An 18,513-nucleotide genomic window follows, 5' to 3' on the forward strand; every position below is an offset into this window, starting at 1 on the left:
CTCAGCTTTTCTGTACATGGTGAGGGATGGTGATGCAAGGCTTTTGACCTATTTTACCTGTTTTTCTTGCACCATACTCTCCCTCCGCGATCGCATAACCCAGACTGCATCACCTCCGGGCACTGATTCAGCAAGCCCTAATTAGGAGAAATTTGATGAAACTTGCACTGTTTGGCGCAAATGGGATGGCTGGGACTCAAATTGCTAAGGAAGCATTGATGCGCGGCCATGATTTGACGGCGATCGTTCGAGATCCAGCACGTTTTTCCTTATCGGGAGATTCCCTACAGGATAGCTTTGCGTCACGCCTGACTGTTGTTGTTGGTAATGTGCTAGATCCTATTAGTGTTGCAGAAATTGTTAAGGGTCACGATGCTGTTATTAGTGCGGCTGGGCCGGGAAATGCTACAGCAAATAACCCTGATTTAGCGCTGATTATTCCACAAGCAGCACATTCATTAATTGCAGGTTTGACTGTTGCGGGAGTTAGTCGTTTGGTGGTGGTGGGTGGCGCGGGTAGTCTTTTTGTTGCACCTGGTATGCAGTTGGTTGATACTCCCGATTTTCCGGCGCAGTATCGCCCCGCATCTCTGGCCCATCGGGAGGCCCTTGGTATTTATGAACAAGCGGATCTGGACTGGACTTTTATTAGTCCGGCGGCGATATTTATGTCGGGCGATCGCACTGGTAAGTTTCGTGTGGGAACTGATGAGTTGCTCGTTGATGAGCATGGTGAAAGCCGGATTTCGGCTGAGGATTATGCGATCGCGCTGCTGGATGAAGTTGAGAAACCCCAATATATTCGCCGTCGCATGACTGTTGCTTATTGAGAAAATGGCGCGATCGCGAAACATCTATAGGACTTACGCAAAATTATAGAAGGCCGCTTTCTAAGCGCGGTGATTTGACCGCCAGGATGGCGGCCGTAGTGGGATCGTAGGTAAGTTCCGCTCTAGGTTGCCCCAAATCACCCTAAAATTCCGCCCTCAACCATATCTTTACAAATCTTCATCTAAGGCTATACCGATATATCGCGATATGTCGTATAGTAAAGAAAGTTGATTTTGGATTCACTTAGATATGTTTAGACGCTTTCGTTTTGACTTTCCGACACTTGTATCGGCAGGATTCAGTGAAGAGGATCTATCGTTTATCAGTTATTGGTTCCAGCATGGCAAGGATCGTGGCAGACCTCATCACGGCCATCATGGCAAACACTTTGGCGATCGAGTATTTGGTCATGGGTGGGGAGATGAACACCGGACTCGTCGGGGTGACATCAAGTTCATCCTGCTGGAATTGTTATCCGAACACCCGGCTCATGGTTACGATCTGATCAAAGAAATGGAAACCCGCAATGGTGGTTTCCGTCGTCTCAGTCCCGGTTCAGTATATCCAACACTCCAAATGCTGGAGGATGGTGGCTATCTCAACAGCACACAGGAAGGCGGTAAGAAGATTTACACCATTACCGATGAGGGTAGACAACTCTTAGCAGAGCGTACCCAACAGGAAAATTCAGACTCTCCTTGGGAGGCCTTCAAAACCGTAATGATGGGTAAACCCCAAGAGTTAATTGAGTTGCGAAATGTAGCAACAGAATTAGGTGCTGCTGTCATGCAAGTTGCTCGCGGTGGCAATGTGGAGCGAATGAGTCGGGTGCGCGAGCTTTTAGACCAAGCTAAACGGGATATTTATGGGATTCTTGCTGAAAAATAAGTGAGAGAGTCTTCTTGGAAGCTGATTAGATTACTCCCTAGCAATCTCCATATCTTAGGCGCGGGCACCCGCCTTCGCTTCACGCACTGGCCAGTTTCAGCTTGAAACTGGCCACTTATCAATCGGTGACAATCACATTGAAAGCGGGATTACTATTTTCAGTTATTTGTTCGATAGTAAATCGCACCTCTTGTCCGTAGGAAATTTCCAGCGTATGACTATCTGGATCGCGGATATAGGCCCAATAACCAACAGGCGCACCCCAATCATTGGGCCCTTCTAAAAGAATTCCTTCTGACTGAGCGCGATCGCAAAGTTGCTTAACTTCATCGCGACTTTCACAAGCAATACCCAGGTGAGACTGAGGCAAAAGAGAGCCTTCTACTCGCTCCGTTTTAATTAACACGATTACAAATGGTCTAGTTAAATCGCTAACCCAAGCTACATCTACTTGAGACATCGGATCTATCCGGCGATGGACTACTTGCATTCGAGCGTACTTGGTATAAAAGGCAATGCTTGCATCTACATCTTTAACTGCAAGTGCAATATGTGTAAAACCTAAATCAACCATAGTATAGAGCCTCTCAATTAGCTAAAAATATTGTAGTTTAGGATTTGATTTCTATAATCTGTGCAAAGAAAGTTAATTTCCCCAGCCCCGCCTTGCAGGGTTGCTGTTAGGAGAATTAGGGACTATGAATGGGACTAGGAGTGGATATGATTTCAGTGGGAGTTTCGTTCCAGAAAGATTTAATAAATTTTTTTACATCTGATGGCCAGAGATAAAATACTACGATGGCACCAATTAATCCGAAGAAACAACTATGAGCGAGAATTTCAAATATCTTAGGATTCATATTTAAGGTTCCTCTAATAGTCAAGTAGATGGCTGTCGTCTAATATAGCACTATATTTTAATAATTGTATCAGATTCCTATCAAAAATGCAAGAGGGGAATTTTTTCTTCTAAACTTTTCCTTTTTCTTTTTCTTTTCTTGCAACTGAAATTAATAGCTACTTCTGTTCATTAGCAAGCTATTATTCGCTCTCAGCTACATAGATAGTGTAAGCAGTGAAAAGCCTGTACTCTGTACTTGGATCGTTATTTGGCGATGAGCGATATTCCTTCCCATAGGTGGCATAAATAAACGCGATCGTCTCATTGTGAGCAAGGAAGCGAGCGCACTTTCTAATTATCTTGATTTGAGTTATAGCGGTTCTCAGGTAGATGAGGTAGATATTAAAGCTCAAAAGCCTCGATATACATAGAATCTAACGTACCTCATCTTTCTGAGAAAGGCTATAAGTCGGACATAATTAAACACAGGCTCGCCGCTACAAGCCTGTAACTCATAGCTATAGATAGTTGAGGCGAGCGCCTACCTTAAAAGTTACTTAATTATTCCTCGCCGACAAAAAGAAAACCACTCTAGTAGAAATTCTACCAGAGCAGCCTCATAAAACTAAAATTCAATCCCACAACACACAATCAAAATTAGCCAAGCTTAGCAACATCCATCGCTAAATCCATCACCCCACCCGAAGACTCAAGTTTCGCAATATCCAACAAAGTCTTCAACACAGAATCAGGATTCAAAGACAGCGAATCAATTCCTAACTCAACTAAGAACCGCGCAAACTCAGGATAATCGCTCGGCGCTTGACCACAAATTCCAATCTTACGGTTATATTTCTTCGCCGCCTTAATTGCAATTTGTACCATCCGTTTAACTGCCTCATTGCGCTCATCAAAAATGTGAGCAACCAAAGCTGAATCGCGGTCTAAACCTAACGTTAACTGCGTTAAATCGTTCGATCCAATGGAGAAACCATCAAAGACAGCGGCAAATTCATCAGCGAAAATGACGTTACTTGGTAACTCGCACATTACGTAAACTTGCAACCCATTTTCACCCTTAACTAAACCATGTTTTGCCATCTCTGCTAAGACTTTCCGACCTTCATCTGGGGTGCGGCAAAATGGAATCATCGGGATGACATTCGTCAAACCCATTTCATCCCGTACCCGCTTCAAAGCTTTGCATTCCAGAGCATAAGCCTCGCGGTAATTCGGGTCATAATAGCGAGACGCACCGCGCCACCCTATCATCGGGTTTTCTTCCTTGGGTTCAAATTGGCGACCACCCAAAAGATTTGCGTATTCATTGCTCTTGAAATCGCTCATCCGCACTACTACAGGATTGGGATAAAATGCTGCTGCAATCATGCCAATGCCATGAGCTAATTTATCCGTGAAGAAATCTGGTTTGTGTTCGTAAAGTGCGGTCAATTCAGCGATTTCATTTTTAACAGCTTCATCCTCCAACTCATCGAACTTAATCAATGCCATCGGATGTGCTTTAATGTGATTGGCAATAATGAACTCTAAGCGTGCCAAACCTACGCCGTCACAAGGAATTGCAGATAAACCAAAAGCTTCCTCTGGATTGCCCACATTCATCAAGATTTTAGTGCGAGTTTTGGGCAAGTTATCCAGTGCAGTTTCTTGGACTTCAAAGGGTACTAAACCTTCATAAACTTTGCCTTCTTCTCCTTCAGAACAAGAAATTGTCACCTCTTTACCTGTTTGCAAAACTTTCGTTGCGTCGCCGCAACCAACGATCGCAGGGATTCCCATTTCGCGAGCAATAATCGCGGCGTGACAGGTACGGCCACCAGCATTAGTAACGATCGCGCTGGCTTTTTTCATAATCGGTTCCCAGTCGGGGTCGGTTTTGTTCGTGACTAAAACTTCACCCGCTTGGAAATCATCAATTCTGTGTGCATCGAGGATTACCCGCGCTTTACCTTGGCCAATCATTTCGCCAACGGAACGACCTTTAACCAGTATATTTCCTGTGCCTTTCAGCTTGTAATTCCGCAATACAGAACCCGATTTTTGCGATTGTACGGTTTCCGGCCGCGCTTGGACGATGAATAGTTCGTTTGTGAGCCCATCTTTCGCCCATTCAATGTCCATCGGGGTATACATACCGCGCACTTGGGAGTAGTGATCTTCGATCAAAACGGCCCATTTTGCTAGTTGCAGAATTTCATCATCCTCGATCGCAAATTTTCCCCGTTCTGAGAGTGGTACTGATACGTTTTTCGTGTATTTGGAACCGCCCAAGTCGTACACCATTTTGACTTCTTTTGTACCCAATCGTTTCTCTAAAATCGGGCGGAAACCCTGTTTGAGTGTGGGTTTAAACACTAAGTATTCGTCGGGGTTCACGGCCCCTTGCACGACGTTTTCACCCAACCCGTAGGCGGCGGTGACTAGCGCTGCATTCTTAAATCCGGTTTCTGTATCGATCGAGAACATCACCCCAGAGGATGCCAAATCCGATCGCACCATTTTTTGAACGCCAACTGAAAGCGCAACTTCAAAGTGGTCGAAACCTTTGATTTGACGGTAGGAAATAGCGCGATCGGTGAAAATTGAAGCAAAGCACTTGTGAGTGCAGTCAAGCACGCCACTGCAACTTTGAACATTCAGATAAGTTTCTTGCTGTCCGGCAAAACTCGCATCTGGCAAGTCTTCTGCTGTAGCGGACGAGCGCACGGCGACATCTGTGGCTTCGCCGTAGCGATCGCACAATTGCCCGTAAGCGCCTGTAATTGCATCTTGCAAGTCTTGCGGAAAAGGTGTTTCTAGAATCAAAGTCCGTGCTTGCTTGCCCCGTAGCCGCAGATTTGGCCCATCTTCTACGTCCAAGTCGGCAAACAGCGATCGCAATTTGGCTTCTAAACCCGCCGACTTAATAAAGTAGCGGTAGGCGTAAGCTGTGGTAGCGAATCCATTAGGAACATTAATACCTTTCGGGGTTAATTGTCGAATCATTTCCCCTAAAGATGCGTTCTTTCCACCCACTAGCGGGATATCTGCAATCCCTACCTCATCAAACCACAGCACAAGGGCTTCTTCTTTAGCAACCTTGGTATCCGTATTTTTAACTAATGTTTCCAGCATGGGTTTAGTTCCTCCAAGCTTAAGCTCCATCTGACAAGCTTAAGACAAAACTTTTAAATGTACTTTTGTTACCAATTCATCTCGAAAGGTAACGAACTCTTGACTAATGCGTTTAAATGATGTTAAACAAGGTATCTGGGATAGGTCAGAGATTGATCCCCAGTAATTAACCGTTAATTCTTAGGGTGATTTTCTATGCCTAGCGAGTGATACTTCGTCGGAGAGACTTTTTTTATTCCCTCTATTTACATCTTATTACTTCTATTCCTAACCACAAGATAGTTACGGCAAGTCTCCTTAGTTACCAAAAGTAAAAAATTGGCACTTACTGGCTTGTATAGGTTATTATAAAAAAAGATTAAGGAAACAAAAAAAATTAGCCCCGGCGAATAGAATTCGCGGCTACACAAGCGAAGTCCGCCTGCGCGGACTGGAGAAAATCGAGGGTTTTGAAGCTCGCGTCGGCGGGTTTAGTTTGTATAGTAGGGTTTCAATCGCCCAGTTGGGCTGACAAAATTTTATTCCTTAACACCTAATTAAGTTAAACAAATGAAAATAAAACATAATTTAACTAAGCCTGATTCCGCAATTAAGGCTAGCTGGTGTTTTGATAGTAGCTGTCCGATTCAGTTCATGCTAGAATTACTAGGGAGTAAATGGTCTGTGCTGATTTTGCGAGAGCTATTTAGATGCGATCGCCGCACCCATGAACTTTTAGAAGCTTTACCTGGTATTAGCTCCAAAACCCTAACTCTGAGGCTCAGAGAGTTAGAAATGCACGGTTTAGTCAAGCGGACTGTTTATCCAGAAATTCCGCCCCATGTTGAATATGCTCTCACGGAGAAGGGACGAGAAGTTCAGCCAGTGATGGCGGCCCTTAAACAGGTAGGAGAGCGGTGGTTAGGGAAAAAAAGCTGTGCTTGTCCTTTAGAATAGAAACTATCAGGAGGCAGGAGGCAGGAGGAAAATGCAATATTAAGTAAATCCATCTAATTAAACATAAGATACCGATGGCTAAAAAGTTGGCTGTATAAGCATTCTTCCTTCTTCCTTCTTCCTTCTTCCTTCTTCCTTCTACTTACTTAGTTTTCATAGTATGAACACCATCCCAATCATCAGGCGGCGGTACTTCTAAATAAAGGCGGGATCGCTCAATGTGAACTTCCACAGCCATATCCGTTGGGCGCATTAGCTTTGCGCTCTCAAAATAACTAATAGCTTGATGAAAATTCCCACAAATATAAGCCTCTCTACCGCGCTTATATAATTCTAAAAATTGTTCTATTTCCCCAGTTAATGGCACTGTTTGCCGATCGATTAACTCATAAATACTTACGGCTTGATTTTTGCCTTTAACCCGCACTTTATCTAACTCCCGTACCCAAATTCGATCGCGACACAAATTATAAGTAAACTCACTCAAAATAATATCGCACCCATACTGTTTCGTCAGTTCTTCCAAGCGAGAACTTAAATTTACAGCATCTCCAATCACCGTATAATCCATCCGCTTTTCAGAACCAATATTACCCGAAACTACCTCCCCCGAACTAATCCCAATTCCAATCTTAAAGTTAGTCTCACTAGGTCGAGAAGTATTAAATTCTTTCAACCGCCAGCGCATTTCCAAAGCTGTTTCAATTGCCATCCAAGCGTGTTCCTTCAAAGGCAACGGTGCTCCAAAAACCGCCATCAACGCATCACCAATAAACTTATCTAAAGTGCCCTCATAGCGAAAAACAGCTTCTACCATTGTCTCAAAATACTGATTTAAAAGCGCTACCACTTCCGACGCGCCTAAATTTTCTGTAATTGTCGTATATCCCCGAATATCTGAAAATAAAATAGTCACATCTTTACGTTCACCTACCATCATCGCCCCCTCGCCTAAAGCCATTACTTGCTCAACGACTCCAGGGGTCATATAACGATACATTGTAGTTTTCATCCGCTTTTCTCTCGAAATATCTTCGAGCACTACAATACCGCCACGCACCCCCCCTTCAGGATTAGTTAGGGGGTTGACAGTTAGATTCAAACTACGTTCAACTACTGTTACTTGAGAACGAGGAATTGGAACCGCACATTGAGGATAACCCAGGGGAGAATGAGTAATATGAAAGGGAGCTTGAGCATTAGTAACTACTGGAATTTGACCTGATGCGGGGCTATTTTCTCCCCAAGCATAAAAAATATCTGGATCGTTGCGATCGGGAATTGTCAGGATATAAGTTTCTCCTTCCTCTGCAAATTCTGGCGATTCTATTAATAAACCCACAGTTAAAGTTTGTTCCGGTACATAATGTCTAGCCGCATTCCTCAGACTGTCTTCTAGTCGAAATCGTATATTGTCAATAGGTACAACTTCCCAAACATAGCGATCGACCAGTCTCTCTTCCCAAAGTTGTCGATTCTGTTTACCATTGGGTTGATCGATGGGACAACCCAGTAATCCTAAAGCGGCTTCATTAATCGTGACAATTCGACCCTGCATATCCGTAGAAATCACAACATCTGTGAGACTTTGTAAGATGTCTTTCTGATATTGCTTTTCAACTAAAACATTTTCAAATAATTGCGAGTTTTGGAGGGCAATACCTGCTTGAGCATTAAAAGCTCGCAAAAATTCTTCATCGGAATTAGTAAAACTACCTTGATTTTTATTAATTAACTGAGTAACACCGATTAGTTCACCTTTCGCGTTATAAACTGGCATACAGAGCATATTTCTCGTCTCATAACCAGTACGATGATCGGTACTCGGATCGAAGCGAGGATCGGTATAAGCATCATTAATATTGAGAGTTTGACCAGTAGAAGCTACATAACCCGCAATGCCTTTATTAGCAGGAATACGGATTTCCATTAGGGTTTTACCGTCGGCTTTGGCTACTTTTGTCCAAAGTTCGTTGGTTTCTTTACTAAGTAGAAATAGGGTACTCCGATCGGCTTGCATTAAATCGCGGGCTTGCTCCATTACAGCTCGCAAAGTTGTTTCTAAGTCAAGGCTTTGCCCTAATGTTGTTGTCGCTCTCAAAAGTGCCGCAACTCCTCGCTGGTTGCGGGCGGCTACATAGAAAGATTGACAACTTTCCAGAATAATTCCAATTGAGTCGGCAAAAGCACGAAATTGTTGTTCGTCTTCTTCATTAAAAGGCTGATTCCCTGCTTTATTTAATAGCCGTACTACTGCTACCGGAGCATTTTCGCTCTTGGTGCTGAAAATCGGCATACAAAGAATTGTATGGGTTTCATACCCTGGGAGTTCGTCAACTTCCCGGTTAAATAGGGGATGATTATAAGCGTCAACTACATTGAGACATTCTCCGGTATTGGCAACGTGACCCAAAATACCGACATTCATTGGTAGGCGAATTTCTTGGGCTTTTTTGGTAGTTGGATCGACGGTTTTATACCAAAGTTGAGCTTTATTTGAGTTAACTAAAAATATAGTTGTGACATCGGCTTGCAGAATCTGACCAATTTTGAGGGTGAAGGCATCTAAAAGTTGCTCTAAAAGAGTTTCTAGAGCTTCATTGTTGATGAGGTCGATCGCACGCAGAAATTGCTGAAATTCAGCGGTGATAAAGTCCAGCAGGCAGACAAATTCGGCAACTGGCAGATCCTTCACGCGGGCGGCTAATGCCCCCATGCGATTGACTTGAGTGAGTGTAGCCAGAACGCTACCAGCATTGGAGAATGTCATGTTAACGAGTTTTTCAGGGGGTAGGGTGGCCCTTGGCTTGGCTGATGTTTTGTTCTGAGGTTCCCCAAACTGTGGAAGCTGTTCGGGCTTCACTGCTTGGGCAAGTCGTTTTACTCGATCGCGAACTTCCACCTGCCTGTAATATGTGCTTTTAAATCATTTTTAACAACCTCGATGTTGCTGCTCACTCTGCTAATATAGCTAGGGGCTAGGGGCTAGGGAAGAAGGGAATAGAATTAAGGGTTGGAGTAATTTAGAATGTCCTAACCGACGAAAGCGGTTGCTATATAAGGTGAAGTTAGGTAAAACACAAAACTAAGGGGTTTGTTTTGTGGGGATAGGTGGAAAATAATTAGTCTGGAAGTTAGTTCATAGGTTTTTTTGTTGGGGAGAATGGGCTTTTTATGCTGGGTGGAATTACGGCGATCGCGTGTGGCCCCCGAAGGGCGCAGTCTGCTATGCCCAAGTTATTTCCCAATACTATGTCAAATTTAATGTTAAACCCGATCGGGGAGTAGGTGCGAGATCCCTCTCACCCTCCTTAAAAAGCGGCAGGTTGTAGCATTGCCCTGGTAGGGGCAATCCCCTTAGCTTAATCAGCTTCTTTCGACATCGCCCCATCAGGGTTTGAGGCAAGCACGGAGGCACTGCCCCACAAGAAAACTCTCCCTCCTGTGATTGATACAATTTAGATTCTTAACAGCTTATGCGGCTTTTGGCAGTGACTCAGCCAAGATTACCGATTCATAGTACCGCCGCAGTTGGTGAGTGGCAGCGGCCCAACCCCAACGTTCAGCTTCAATACGGGCGTTTTGGCGGAGGGCTTCGCCTTCTTGCGGTTGGGCAAATAAGCGTTGAGTAGCTGCGATCGCACCTTCCTCATCTGCTGGGTCAAATAAATAGCCGTTAACGCCATCGGTGACAATATCGGGAATTCCCCCCGACCTTGCCGCGACTACGGGCGTACCGGCAGCCATCGCTTCTAGGAGCACTAAGCCTAGTGTTTCGGTGCGGGAGGGAAAAATGAAGGCATCCGCACAAGCGTAGGCTGAGGCGAGTTCTCTGCCTCGGAGATAGCCTGCAAAATAGGTGGGAGTACCGGCGAAATATTGTTCTAAAGTTTGGCGGTGTGGGCCATCTCCGACTAAAGCGAGGCGGGCGTTAGGAATTGATGCTAAGACGGGTTTGATGCGATCGATTTCTTTTTCTGCACCGAGGCGACCGACGTAGAGTAAGAGTGGGCTCTCTGGATTGCCTTGGCTGAGGCGATCGCGCATTTCTGGGGTTGCAAACTGGGGTTGATACATCTCCGTATCTACGCCTCGCTGCCACAAGTCTACACGCTCAATACCGTGCGATCGTAACTCTTCCACCATCGCCGTTGAAGTACAAAGATTTAACTCAGCCTGATTATGAGCTCCCTTCAGTAATTCCCACAACAAAGGCTCAAGCATTCCAAAACCATAGTGGTGTAGGTATTTCGGCAAGTGAGTGTGATAAGAAGCCAACAGCGGAATATTCAACTTTTTGCCATAATACAAACCCGCCAATCCCAAAATTGCCGGATTAGCCACATGAATAATATCTGGTTGAAACTCTTCTAGTTTCTGTCCAATTGACGGACGCGGCAATGCCATTTTCAATTCCGGGTACATCGGCAACGGAAAGCCTTCAACACCGTAAATTGTGGCTCCTTTGTACTCTGTTAGCCCACCATCTGGGGAAAAAATTAGAACTTTGTCGCCAGCGCGTTGTAAGTGTTCAACTGTGTGAATCAACCGCGTGACAATGCCATCTATTTTCGGCAGAAATGTTTCAGTAAAAAGAGCGACTTTCATACAAAATTGCTTAGGTAACTGATATTTGTAGCCTCTTTGCAGTGTCGGAATTAGTGATCGGATATACTTCCTCGCTGGGTGTTAGCAAGTCGGTCAAACCTTCTTTAAGATTTTGGCGCTGTTCCTGCACAAATTCGGAAATATCTTCAATATTGATAATCCAATCCTGCGCGTAATGAACCAAAATTTCACCCCTTAAACCTAGCTGAATAGCCTTCCTCTCTAGTTTCAGACCACTAGGGTGATGGTCGGGGTCCCATTGCAGCCTCACTGATGACCTTTTAGCCGCTTGTTTCCATTCTTTTTCACTAGCATAAACCTCTGGAACAAAAGTAGAATGTACTGCTGCTGTCAATATTTCATCGAAAGCACTTCGCTTTAGCCGCACAGCGAGAATTACTTCTTGACCCTCTTTTGTCCCCCACCCGGAACGGTACATCATCCAGAGAAAGTTAGGCTTAATCCAACTCATGCGGCTGAGTTTAAATTCCCCACCAAAATAACCATGTGAAGCTGCAAAGTGACCAATAGCTGGACAATAGGCTTGGTAGACTACTATGGAATTTTCGTCAAATTGTGCCAAAATATGACGACCAGCTTTTGGCCATCGGCTTACTTGCGTTAGGTAAGGTAAGGTTAGCAGATTCATGCTAACTAACTCCGATCGAGAGGTGCTTTGGGCAAGGTACAAATTCCATGAATTCCAACTGAGAAAATCACCGCACCTAAAAGCAGTCCGATTCCTTCAGCAAAGCAGTTAATTCTGTGAATTTCCTGTGCTGTTTTGGCAACTAAAACATCTTTCTCAGTTGCATTAGGCGACTCACTAACTTGCCGATAGTTTTTGTAACTTGCTTCCAGGGCTGCCCATTCTGGCAGCAGGTAATAACCACATACTAAACTAGCTGAAAGTCCCGGTAAAACAACTAAAAGCAGCAGAATTATAACTCGGCTTTTCATGTTTTTATTTCAGGACTTCCATATTCAGAGGCAATAGAAACATTATATTGCCCCAACCATCCTACCTTACTTTACCGCCACTTAACTTTAGGCAATATTTCATTTTTGTCAACGCGGTGCTTGTATTTGATCGCAAAATTCAGCAATGAATCTATCAACGAGTCTGACAAACAGTGGGGCTGTAAACCCAGACTCAGCAAATTGGTATTTTTGGCATTGAAGTAGTGTTCTTCCTTCTCAACTCTGGGATTTTCCAGATGGTGGATTTCTACATTTATTCCCATTGCTGTGCCAGCTTTCTTAACCATCATTGCTAAGTCACCGACGCTAAACATTTCCGTAAATTGGTTGAAGACACGAAATTGACCTGGTTCAGCGGGGTTAGCGATCGCAATTTCCATACATCGCACCGTATCCCGAATATCCAAAAATGCTCTCGTTTGTCCGCCACTGCCATAAACTGTTAATGGATGGCCAATAGCAGCTTGAATGCAGAATCGGTTGAGAGCAGTTCCAAATACTCCATCGTAGTCTAAGCGATTAATTAACAGCTCATCCATGCCCGTTTCTTCTGTTAAAACGCCGTAGACTACCCCTTGATTCAAATCTGTGGCGCGTAGACCCCAGATTTTGCAAGCAAAGTGAATATTGTGGCTGTCATGAACTTTACTTAAATGGTAAAAAGATCCCGGCTGTTTGGGATAAGGAAGAGTATCTTTGCGACCGTTGTGTTCGATAGTGATATAGCCTTCTTCTATATCAATATTGGGAGTGCCGTACTCGCCCATTGTTCCCAATTTCACTAAGTGACAATCGGGGAAATCTTCGCGCATGGCATAGAGGATGTTTAGCGTTCCGACCACATTGTTAACTTGAGTAAGTACAGCGTGTTCGCGGTCAATCATTGAGAAGGGGGCCGATCGCTGTTCGCCAAAATGCAGTATCGCTTCGGGTTTAAACTTGCGAAGGGAACTGCTGAGGAAATCATAATTGGTGATATCACCTACAAACAGTTCAATAGACTTGCCAGTTAAATCATGCCAGCGCTGGAGGCGTTGTTGAATGGGTGCAATGGGAGTGAGAGTTTCTGTGCAAAGTTCGAGATCCCAATGTCGCCGCACAAAACTGTCCAGAATGCCAACTTCATAACCTCGATTGGAAAGGTAGAGCGCGGTTGCCCAACCGCAATAGCCATCGCCACCAATAACCAGGACTTTCATAAATCAGGGATAAATCTTGCTTGCCAATACTGGGTAAATGTATCAGGTAATGGTGCAATATGAACCTTTTAAACTACAACCTCATGGGCAAAACTAGCCCAGCGGACAAACTCGAAGGGCCCGGCGACTGCACCCCAGATGTGCTCGTCAGTTTCGGGATCTAACCCTCTGTCGTGACTGATAAATTTGTGTTCGTCGATCTCAAATTCACTATCTAGGTAGGTGGTTTTACCTTTGCGGACTACGGTGCAGCCTTTTCCCGGTTCAACTCGACCGAGGAAACTGTTGCCCGTCCATTGGGTGATGAAGGTGCATCCGGGGAGTTTTTTGATAGTTTCGGGTTTGAGGGCTTGGAGGCGTACAGGGTCGCGGGATGATCCGTAGAATTGTTCTTCGTTTTCGATCGCGTAGTTTTCGATCTCGATGCAATTAACTGCGGGGACTAATTTTAATACTCGAACTCGGTAGGGTTGATTGAGTTGATAGTCGTAGGCTTGCTCTAGGTAGAGGCTGATTCCTCCTAATAATTCTACGGGGAGGGGGCGCATACAGACGCGGATGTGGGCGAAGAAGGGGGGGTTTTCAAAGGCTTGAGGTTGGTTGCTGAAGTCGGAGGCCATCCAGCGGGCGAGGGTGGCAATGTCTGTGGAATTGGTCATGGCTTAGGGTAATTTGGTAATAGGGAGGGCTGTCGTTATGGTGTACTTTCCCGATCCCAGAATATTTTAATGGAAGGCGATCCCTTTTTTCATTAAGAGCATAATTAAAGGTAGGGTGGGCATTGCCACAGATAATCTCTGCCGATAATTTATAATTTTATTGTTGGCAATGCTCGGCTGATATCAATGCTAAAAAATTCTGCCACAGTAAAAATAATACCGACCAGAGGGCGGCGTTACTAAGAATTTTTCGTCAGCATTGTGTTTGCTAAATCATTATAGAATGAGGGAACATTAGCTAACGCACCTTAATGTAATTTTCTGTTGATTTAAGGGAAGCTTGCCAACTACGAAAACTTTAAGTTAATGCGATCGCACTGCGATCTTTTTCTTTTGCTTGAGTCGCACTAAGCTGGCAAATGCTAAAGCAGTTCCTGCCATAGTTAGAGGTTCTGGAACTTGAGTTAGAGGTTCTGAAGGTTGTTCGCTGACCTTTGAATAAATCACATAATTATCGTAGCTTTTTATGATTCCACAATAAATAAGATAGGTACCGCAAGATGTGTTAGCAACCCAAGACATCACTGGAAAGTGCTGGTAAGCATGAAACTCCCAATACTCATAGCGCGTATATGAGTCACTCCGTCCGTCACCGTAGACTACGCCGGAATAAACTTCTTTCCCCTGCGCGATCAGTCCTACTAATTCACCGTTATATAAACGAACAATCTCTCCAGCCAAATTGTATTCTTTTTTGGTACGCCATATCCGTGGATCGTAAAAAAAACTCAATGTACCCTCAGAAATTGTAAGATTTTCAAAGCCAATGCCTGTTATTGATGAGTTGTCAAAGGTAAAAGACCCATTTCCTATGCCCACCTTGAAACTGTAAGTGAGGACAGCGGCTTCTGCTTTGGGTGCTTCTAGGGTGGCGATCGCACCGTAACTCAAGGCTGTGCTGGCGATCGCAACTGCTAATTTTTTCCAGGTATTTTTAAGCATTTGTACTGTCCCCCTTAGTAGATACACCGAGTTTTTTATATACGTTAAATATAGTATCCCTCAACAATCTCCGTACTACTTAGGGGGAATCTTTACACAATCTTTACTTAGTTGAATAATTATAAAAAATTGCTTGGCTTAACTTCTAATAATTATGTTTACCTTAACTGTCAACAACAAAAACCGATCTTTCTGCCTTTGAAGGAGTGGCCTTACGACAGGAAAAAGTCTGTCAATTCCCTAACTGAAAAAAATTAAACCCGCGATCGCCACACCAAACCCAATCAAACCTACCCAGATAAACCGATTATCCTTCGTATTTACCTTACTCAAATCTATTGGCTCTGATATTACCAGCTTAGGCTTTGAGGGCTTTACAGTCCCGCCAGCGCCACCCTTCAAAGCACTAGACTGATTATCGCCTAAAGCCCCCAAATCTGGAATTTCCACCAGCCATTCAGGGCGTTTGCTCAGCTTAGGCGCTTCCAGAATATAGAGCAAACCACGAGCTTGTTCGCGAGTATCTATAATAGGATGGCGAACGAGTTGTTTACAAAGCGCGATCGCCTCCTGAGTTTGTCCCGCCGCATCTAAGGCTGTCACTAACCACATCTGCACTTCACCTCCCAAGCGGGAACCACGCTCAACCAAAGCGCTAGCGGCTTCAAAATGGCGCACCGCATCCCCGTACTGGCCCCGCTCAAAAACCGCCTTGCCAGTTGCGTACTCGGACTGAACAACTTCTAACTGATCTGAACTCACGATCGCTATCTCAAAACTCAAAATTCACCGACCCAAATCCGACGAGCCTATAACTCATCGTAGCTTTGCGACATATTGTTATCGTTATCGCGTTTCGAGCCTAACAAATCTAATTGTTCTACCCTGATTACTGGCGTAGAGCGATTAGCACCCGTATTGCGATCTTGCCAATAATCGAACCTCAAAGACCCCGTAACCCCAATTTGGCTACCTTTGTGGACATAAGTACCAGCAATCTCCGCAGTTTTACCCCAGATCTCCAAAGTAAACCAGTCTGGTTCCTCAGTATTGCGAGAGCGCCGTCTGACTGCCAGCGTCAATTTACACTTAACACTACCAGAATCAAAATACTTTATTTCAGGTTCTCCGCCCACGCGGCCCACAAGAGTTACAACATTGAGACTCATAAATTCAATTCCGGCTTTTATGATGAAACAGCATCCACAATAGAGAAATAGTTCTTTGACCAGACAATCAAGGTCTGGGCTTTATCCTGATTTCGTCCCCTCTTTCGACAATTATAGATTATGGATTCTAGGGGAACGTCAGCTCAACAATGAGCTATTCTGACTAGACTCAGGATCAAAAACGTAATAGAATCCACCTTGGTTACACTTTAGTTACATTATAGGTTGCGGATTTTGAGAAATCAAGTATCTAACTTAACAGTAGTACGGATGCTCAAAATAATCGATCGCAACCAATGCTCAAGTTCTGAAACGATTAAATCGTCAGTAAAAGACGCTAAAACCTACCCCCGGACTGGAGGAAAGTCACGACCGAGGAGCTAGTTGCAAGACTAGGATAGCAGACCGCCATTCGGCAAAAGGATTGCGCCCGGAAACCCTAGCAATAGGGATATTAAGGCTGGAAAGCCTTAAGAATCCCCGCGTCTTCAGACCGGGGAGTGTCAATGCACACAGTAGCATTTAAGTTTAGGGTACAAACCAGTGGGTTTTCTCAGTCGCTTTTCCTTATCCCGTGATATGGGTATCGACCTCGGTACTGCAAACACACTCGTGTACGTATCCGGCAAAGGTATCGTTCTTCAAGAACCATCTGTAGTTGCCATCGATCAAGATTTGAAAATCCCGCTCGCAGTCGGAGAAGAGGCAAAAAAAATGCTGGGGCGTACCCCTGGCAACGTAGTGGCCCTCAGACCCCTGCGCGATGGCGTGATTGCTGACTTTGACACAGCAGAGTTAATGCTCAAGCACTTTATCCGGCGGGTTCACGAAGGCAGAACCCTAGTTGCACCTCGGATAGTGATCGGCATTCCTTCTGGCGTTACCGGAGTTGAACGCCGGGCCGTCATGGAAGCTGCTTCTCAAGCGGGAGCCAGAGATGTCCGGTTAATTGATGAGCCAATTGCCGCTGCGATCGGAGCTGGATTGCCAGTTGCCGAGGCTACTGGCAACATGATTATAGACATTGGTGGGGGGACAACAGAAGTCGCCGTGCTCAGCTTGCAGGGTACGGTGTTGAGCGAGTCCGTGCGCGTTGCCGGTGACGAGCTCAACGAAGCCATCATCCAATACATGAAAAAAGTTCATAACTTAGTAATTGGAGAACGTACCGCTGAAGATATCAAAATTCAAATCGGTTCTGCCTATCCAACTTTAGAAAACGACGATATCACGATGGAAGTACGCGGTTTACACCTGCTCTCAGGCCTACCGCGAACGATTACGATTAAAGGGCCAGAAGTCCGAGAAAGTATGTCGGAACCGCTTTCAGTAATCGTGGAAGCTGTTAAGAGAACTCTAGAGCGCACTCCTCCAGAACTCGCAGCAGATATTATTGACAGGGGAATCATGCTAGCTGGGGGTGGAGCCTTAATGAAAGGGTTGGATACTCTGATTAGCCATGAAACCGGCATCGTCACTCACGTCGCCGCTGACCCTTTATCCTGCGTGGTTTTGGGAACTGGTCGAGTCTTGGAAAATTTCAAACAATTAGAACGGGTGTTCAGTGGGCGATCGCGAAATCTCTAAGAAGTCTATCTTGGATTTTGGATTTTGGATTTTGGATTCAATCTAAAATCTAAAATCGCTACCTCAATCTAAAATCTAAAATCTAAAGTCTGAAATTATGCTAAAAAACACACTGCGTCGATGGTGGGATCTGCGATTGCAAATCGCTATGCTGGGTATAGCTCTAAGCGGAGCCTGGTTAATTCGAGAAACTCAAGGTCAAGCATTATTTGAGGTCTATGGTTGGGTTTCTCGCCCTTTCCAAGTAAATGCCTCAGAACAAGAGCAATTGCTCAATGCCCGCACCAAAGAACTCCAAGACCGCTTAACAGAATTACAAGCCCAAAATCAGAAGCTACAACAGCTTTTAGGTTATGTTGCTACCCAGAAAACTAAAGGAATTGCAGCCCCCATTATCGGTCGAAGTGCAGACCATTGGTGGCAACAAGTAACTTTAGGTCGAGGTAGTAAAGATGGTATCCGCAAAGGGTTTATTGTTATGGGCCCAGGCGGTTTAGTAGGACGGATTATTAATGTCACTCCTAACACAAGTGTTGTCGTTTTGATTAGCGATCCCACTAGCCGAGTTGGTGTCGCCATTAGCCGCAGTCGTCACATGGGTTTCCTGCGGGGAAAAGGAGACAAAGCGAAAAATCGGGCTGTGATGGAGTTTTTTGATAATGTTCCGAATGTCAAGC

Annotated in this window: 17 protein-coding genes; 5 read left to right on the forward strand and 12 right to left on the reverse strand. The window is 44.7% G+C overall.

Annotation, left to right across the window (positions count from 1 at the left end):
* The first annotated feature begins 155 nt into the window (after positions 1-155).
* Both PN499_RS11275 and PN499_RS11280 read left to right on the forward strand, forming a co-directional pair.
* Positions 156-830, forward strand: a complete 675-nt coding sequence (locus tag PN499_RS11275) for an NAD(P)-dependent oxidoreductase (RefSeq protein WP_272031955.1) — start codon at positions 156-158, stop codon at positions 828-830.
* Positions 831-1,080: 250 nt separating this feature from the next.
* On the forward strand, positions 1,081-1,719 hold the full coding sequence (locus PN499_RS11280; RefSeq protein WP_272031956.1) for a PadR family transcriptional regulator: 639 nt from the start codon (positions 1,081-1,083) through the stop codon (positions 1,717-1,719).
* A 118-nt stretch (positions 1,720-1,837) separates the two neighbouring features.
* On the opposite strand, the gene PN499_RS11285 is transcribed toward PN499_RS11280, so the two are convergent.
* The 3 genes from PN499_RS11285 to ppsA all read right to left on the reverse strand — a co-directional run bounded on the left by PN499_RS11285 (position 1,838) and on the right by ppsA (position 5,695).
* The gene (locus tag PN499_RS11285; protein WP_272031957.1) at positions 1,838-2,293 is read right to left on the reverse strand and encodes a VOC family protein; all 456 of its coding nucleotides are present in this window, start codon (positions 2,291-2,293) and stop codon (positions 1,838-1,840) included.
* Between the two features lie 115 nt (positions 2,294-2,408).
* Positions 2,409-2,579: a hypothetical protein gene (locus tag PN499_RS11290; RefSeq protein ID WP_272031958.1), complete on the reverse strand. Its 171-nt coding sequence runs from the start codon at positions 2,577-2,579 to the stop codon at positions 2,409-2,411.
* A gap of 638 nt (positions 2,580-3,217) precedes the next feature.
* Positions 3,218-5,695, reverse strand: coding sequence for a phosphoenolpyruvate synthase (ppsA, locus tag PN499_RS11295; RefSeq protein ID WP_272031959.1), 2,478 nt, complete (start codon positions 5,693-5,695; stop codon positions 3,218-3,220).
* Positions 5,696-6,244: 549 nt separating this feature from the next.
* On the opposite strand from ppsA, the gene PN499_RS11300 reads away from it, so the two are divergent.
* Positions 6,245-6,631 carry a winged helix-turn-helix transcriptional regulator gene (locus PN499_RS11300; RefSeq protein ID WP_272031960.1) on the forward strand — a complete coding sequence of 129 codons (387 nt, stop codon included), beginning with the start codon at positions 6,245-6,247 and terminating at the stop codon, positions 6,629-6,631.
* Positions 6,632-6,773: 142 nt separating this feature from the next.
* On the opposite strand, the gene PN499_RS11305 is transcribed toward PN499_RS11300, so the two are convergent.
* The 9 genes from PN499_RS11305 to PN499_RS11345 form a co-directional block, all read right to left on the reverse strand.
* A complete protein-coding gene (locus PN499_RS11305) occupies positions 6,774-9,401 on the reverse strand; it encodes a GAF domain-containing protein (RefSeq protein WP_272031971.1) in 2,628 nt (875 codons plus the stop codon).
* Positions 9,402-10,105: 704 nt separating this feature from the next.
* Positions 10,106-11,239 carry a glycosyltransferase gene (locus PN499_RS11310; protein WP_272031961.1) on the reverse strand — a complete coding sequence of 378 codons (1,134 nt, stop codon included), beginning with the start codon at positions 11,237-11,239 and terminating at the stop codon, positions 10,106-10,108.
* Between the two features lie 10 nt (positions 11,240-11,249).
* Positions 11,250-11,888: a DUF4291 domain-containing protein gene (locus tag PN499_RS11315; RefSeq protein ID WP_272031962.1), complete on the reverse strand. Its 639-nt coding sequence runs from the start codon at positions 11,886-11,888 to the stop codon at positions 11,250-11,252.
* Positions 11,889-11,893: 5 nt separating this feature from the next.
* Positions 11,894-12,199 carry a hypothetical protein gene (locus PN499_RS11320; RefSeq protein WP_272031963.1) on the reverse strand — a complete coding sequence of 102 codons (306 nt, stop codon included), beginning with the start codon at positions 12,197-12,199 and terminating at the stop codon, positions 11,894-11,896.
* Positions 12,200-12,270: 71 nt separating this feature from the next.
* A complete protein-coding gene (locus PN499_RS11325; protein ID WP_272031965.1) occupies positions 12,271-13,419 on the reverse strand; it encodes an NAD-dependent epimerase/dehydratase family protein in 1,149 nt (382 codons plus the stop codon).
* Between the two features lie 68 nt (positions 13,420-13,487).
* The gene (locus tag PN499_RS11330) at positions 13,488-14,078 is read right to left on the reverse strand and encodes a chromophore lyase CpcT/CpeT (protein ID WP_272031966.1); all 591 of its coding nucleotides are present in this window, start codon (positions 14,076-14,078) and stop codon (positions 13,488-13,490) included.
* A 363-nt stretch (positions 14,079-14,441) separates the two neighbouring features.
* The gene (locus PN499_RS11335) at positions 14,442-15,080 is read right to left on the reverse strand and encodes a PEP-CTERM sorting domain-containing protein (protein WP_272031967.1); all 639 of its coding nucleotides are present in this window, start codon (positions 15,078-15,080) and stop codon (positions 14,442-14,444) included.
* A gap of 240 nt (positions 15,081-15,320) precedes the next feature.
* Complete coding sequence (locus tag PN499_RS11340) at positions 15,321-15,863, reverse strand: hypothetical protein (protein ID WP_417063874.1); 543 nt, start codon at positions 15,861-15,863, stop codon at positions 15,321-15,323.
* 26 nt (positions 15,864-15,889) lie between these two features.
* Positions 15,890-16,249 (reverse strand): single-stranded DNA-binding protein, encoded by a 360-nt coding sequence (locus tag PN499_RS11345; RefSeq protein ID WP_272031968.1) that lies wholly within the window; start codon positions 16,247-16,249, stop codon positions 15,890-15,892.
* Between the two features lie 579 nt (positions 16,250-16,828).
* Here PN499_RS11345 and PN499_RS11350 point away from each other — a divergent pair.
* Both PN499_RS11350 and PN499_RS11355 read left to right on the forward strand, forming a co-directional pair.
* A complete protein-coding gene (locus tag PN499_RS11350) occupies positions 16,829-17,836 on the forward strand; it encodes a rod shape-determining protein (protein ID WP_272031974.1) in 1,008 nt (335 codons plus the stop codon).
* A gap of 97 nt (positions 17,837-17,933) precedes the next feature.
* Positions 17,934-18,513 (forward strand): rod shape-determining protein MreC (locus tag PN499_RS11355; RefSeq protein ID WP_272031969.1); only part of this gene is annotated, 580 nt, incomplete at its 3' end.

Origin of the sequence: Kamptonema animale CS-326, from assembly GCF_028330895.1 — a bacterium.
GTDB lineage: Bacteria > Cyanobacteriota > Cyanobacteriia > Cyanobacteriales > Microcoleaceae > Kamptonema > Kamptonema formosum.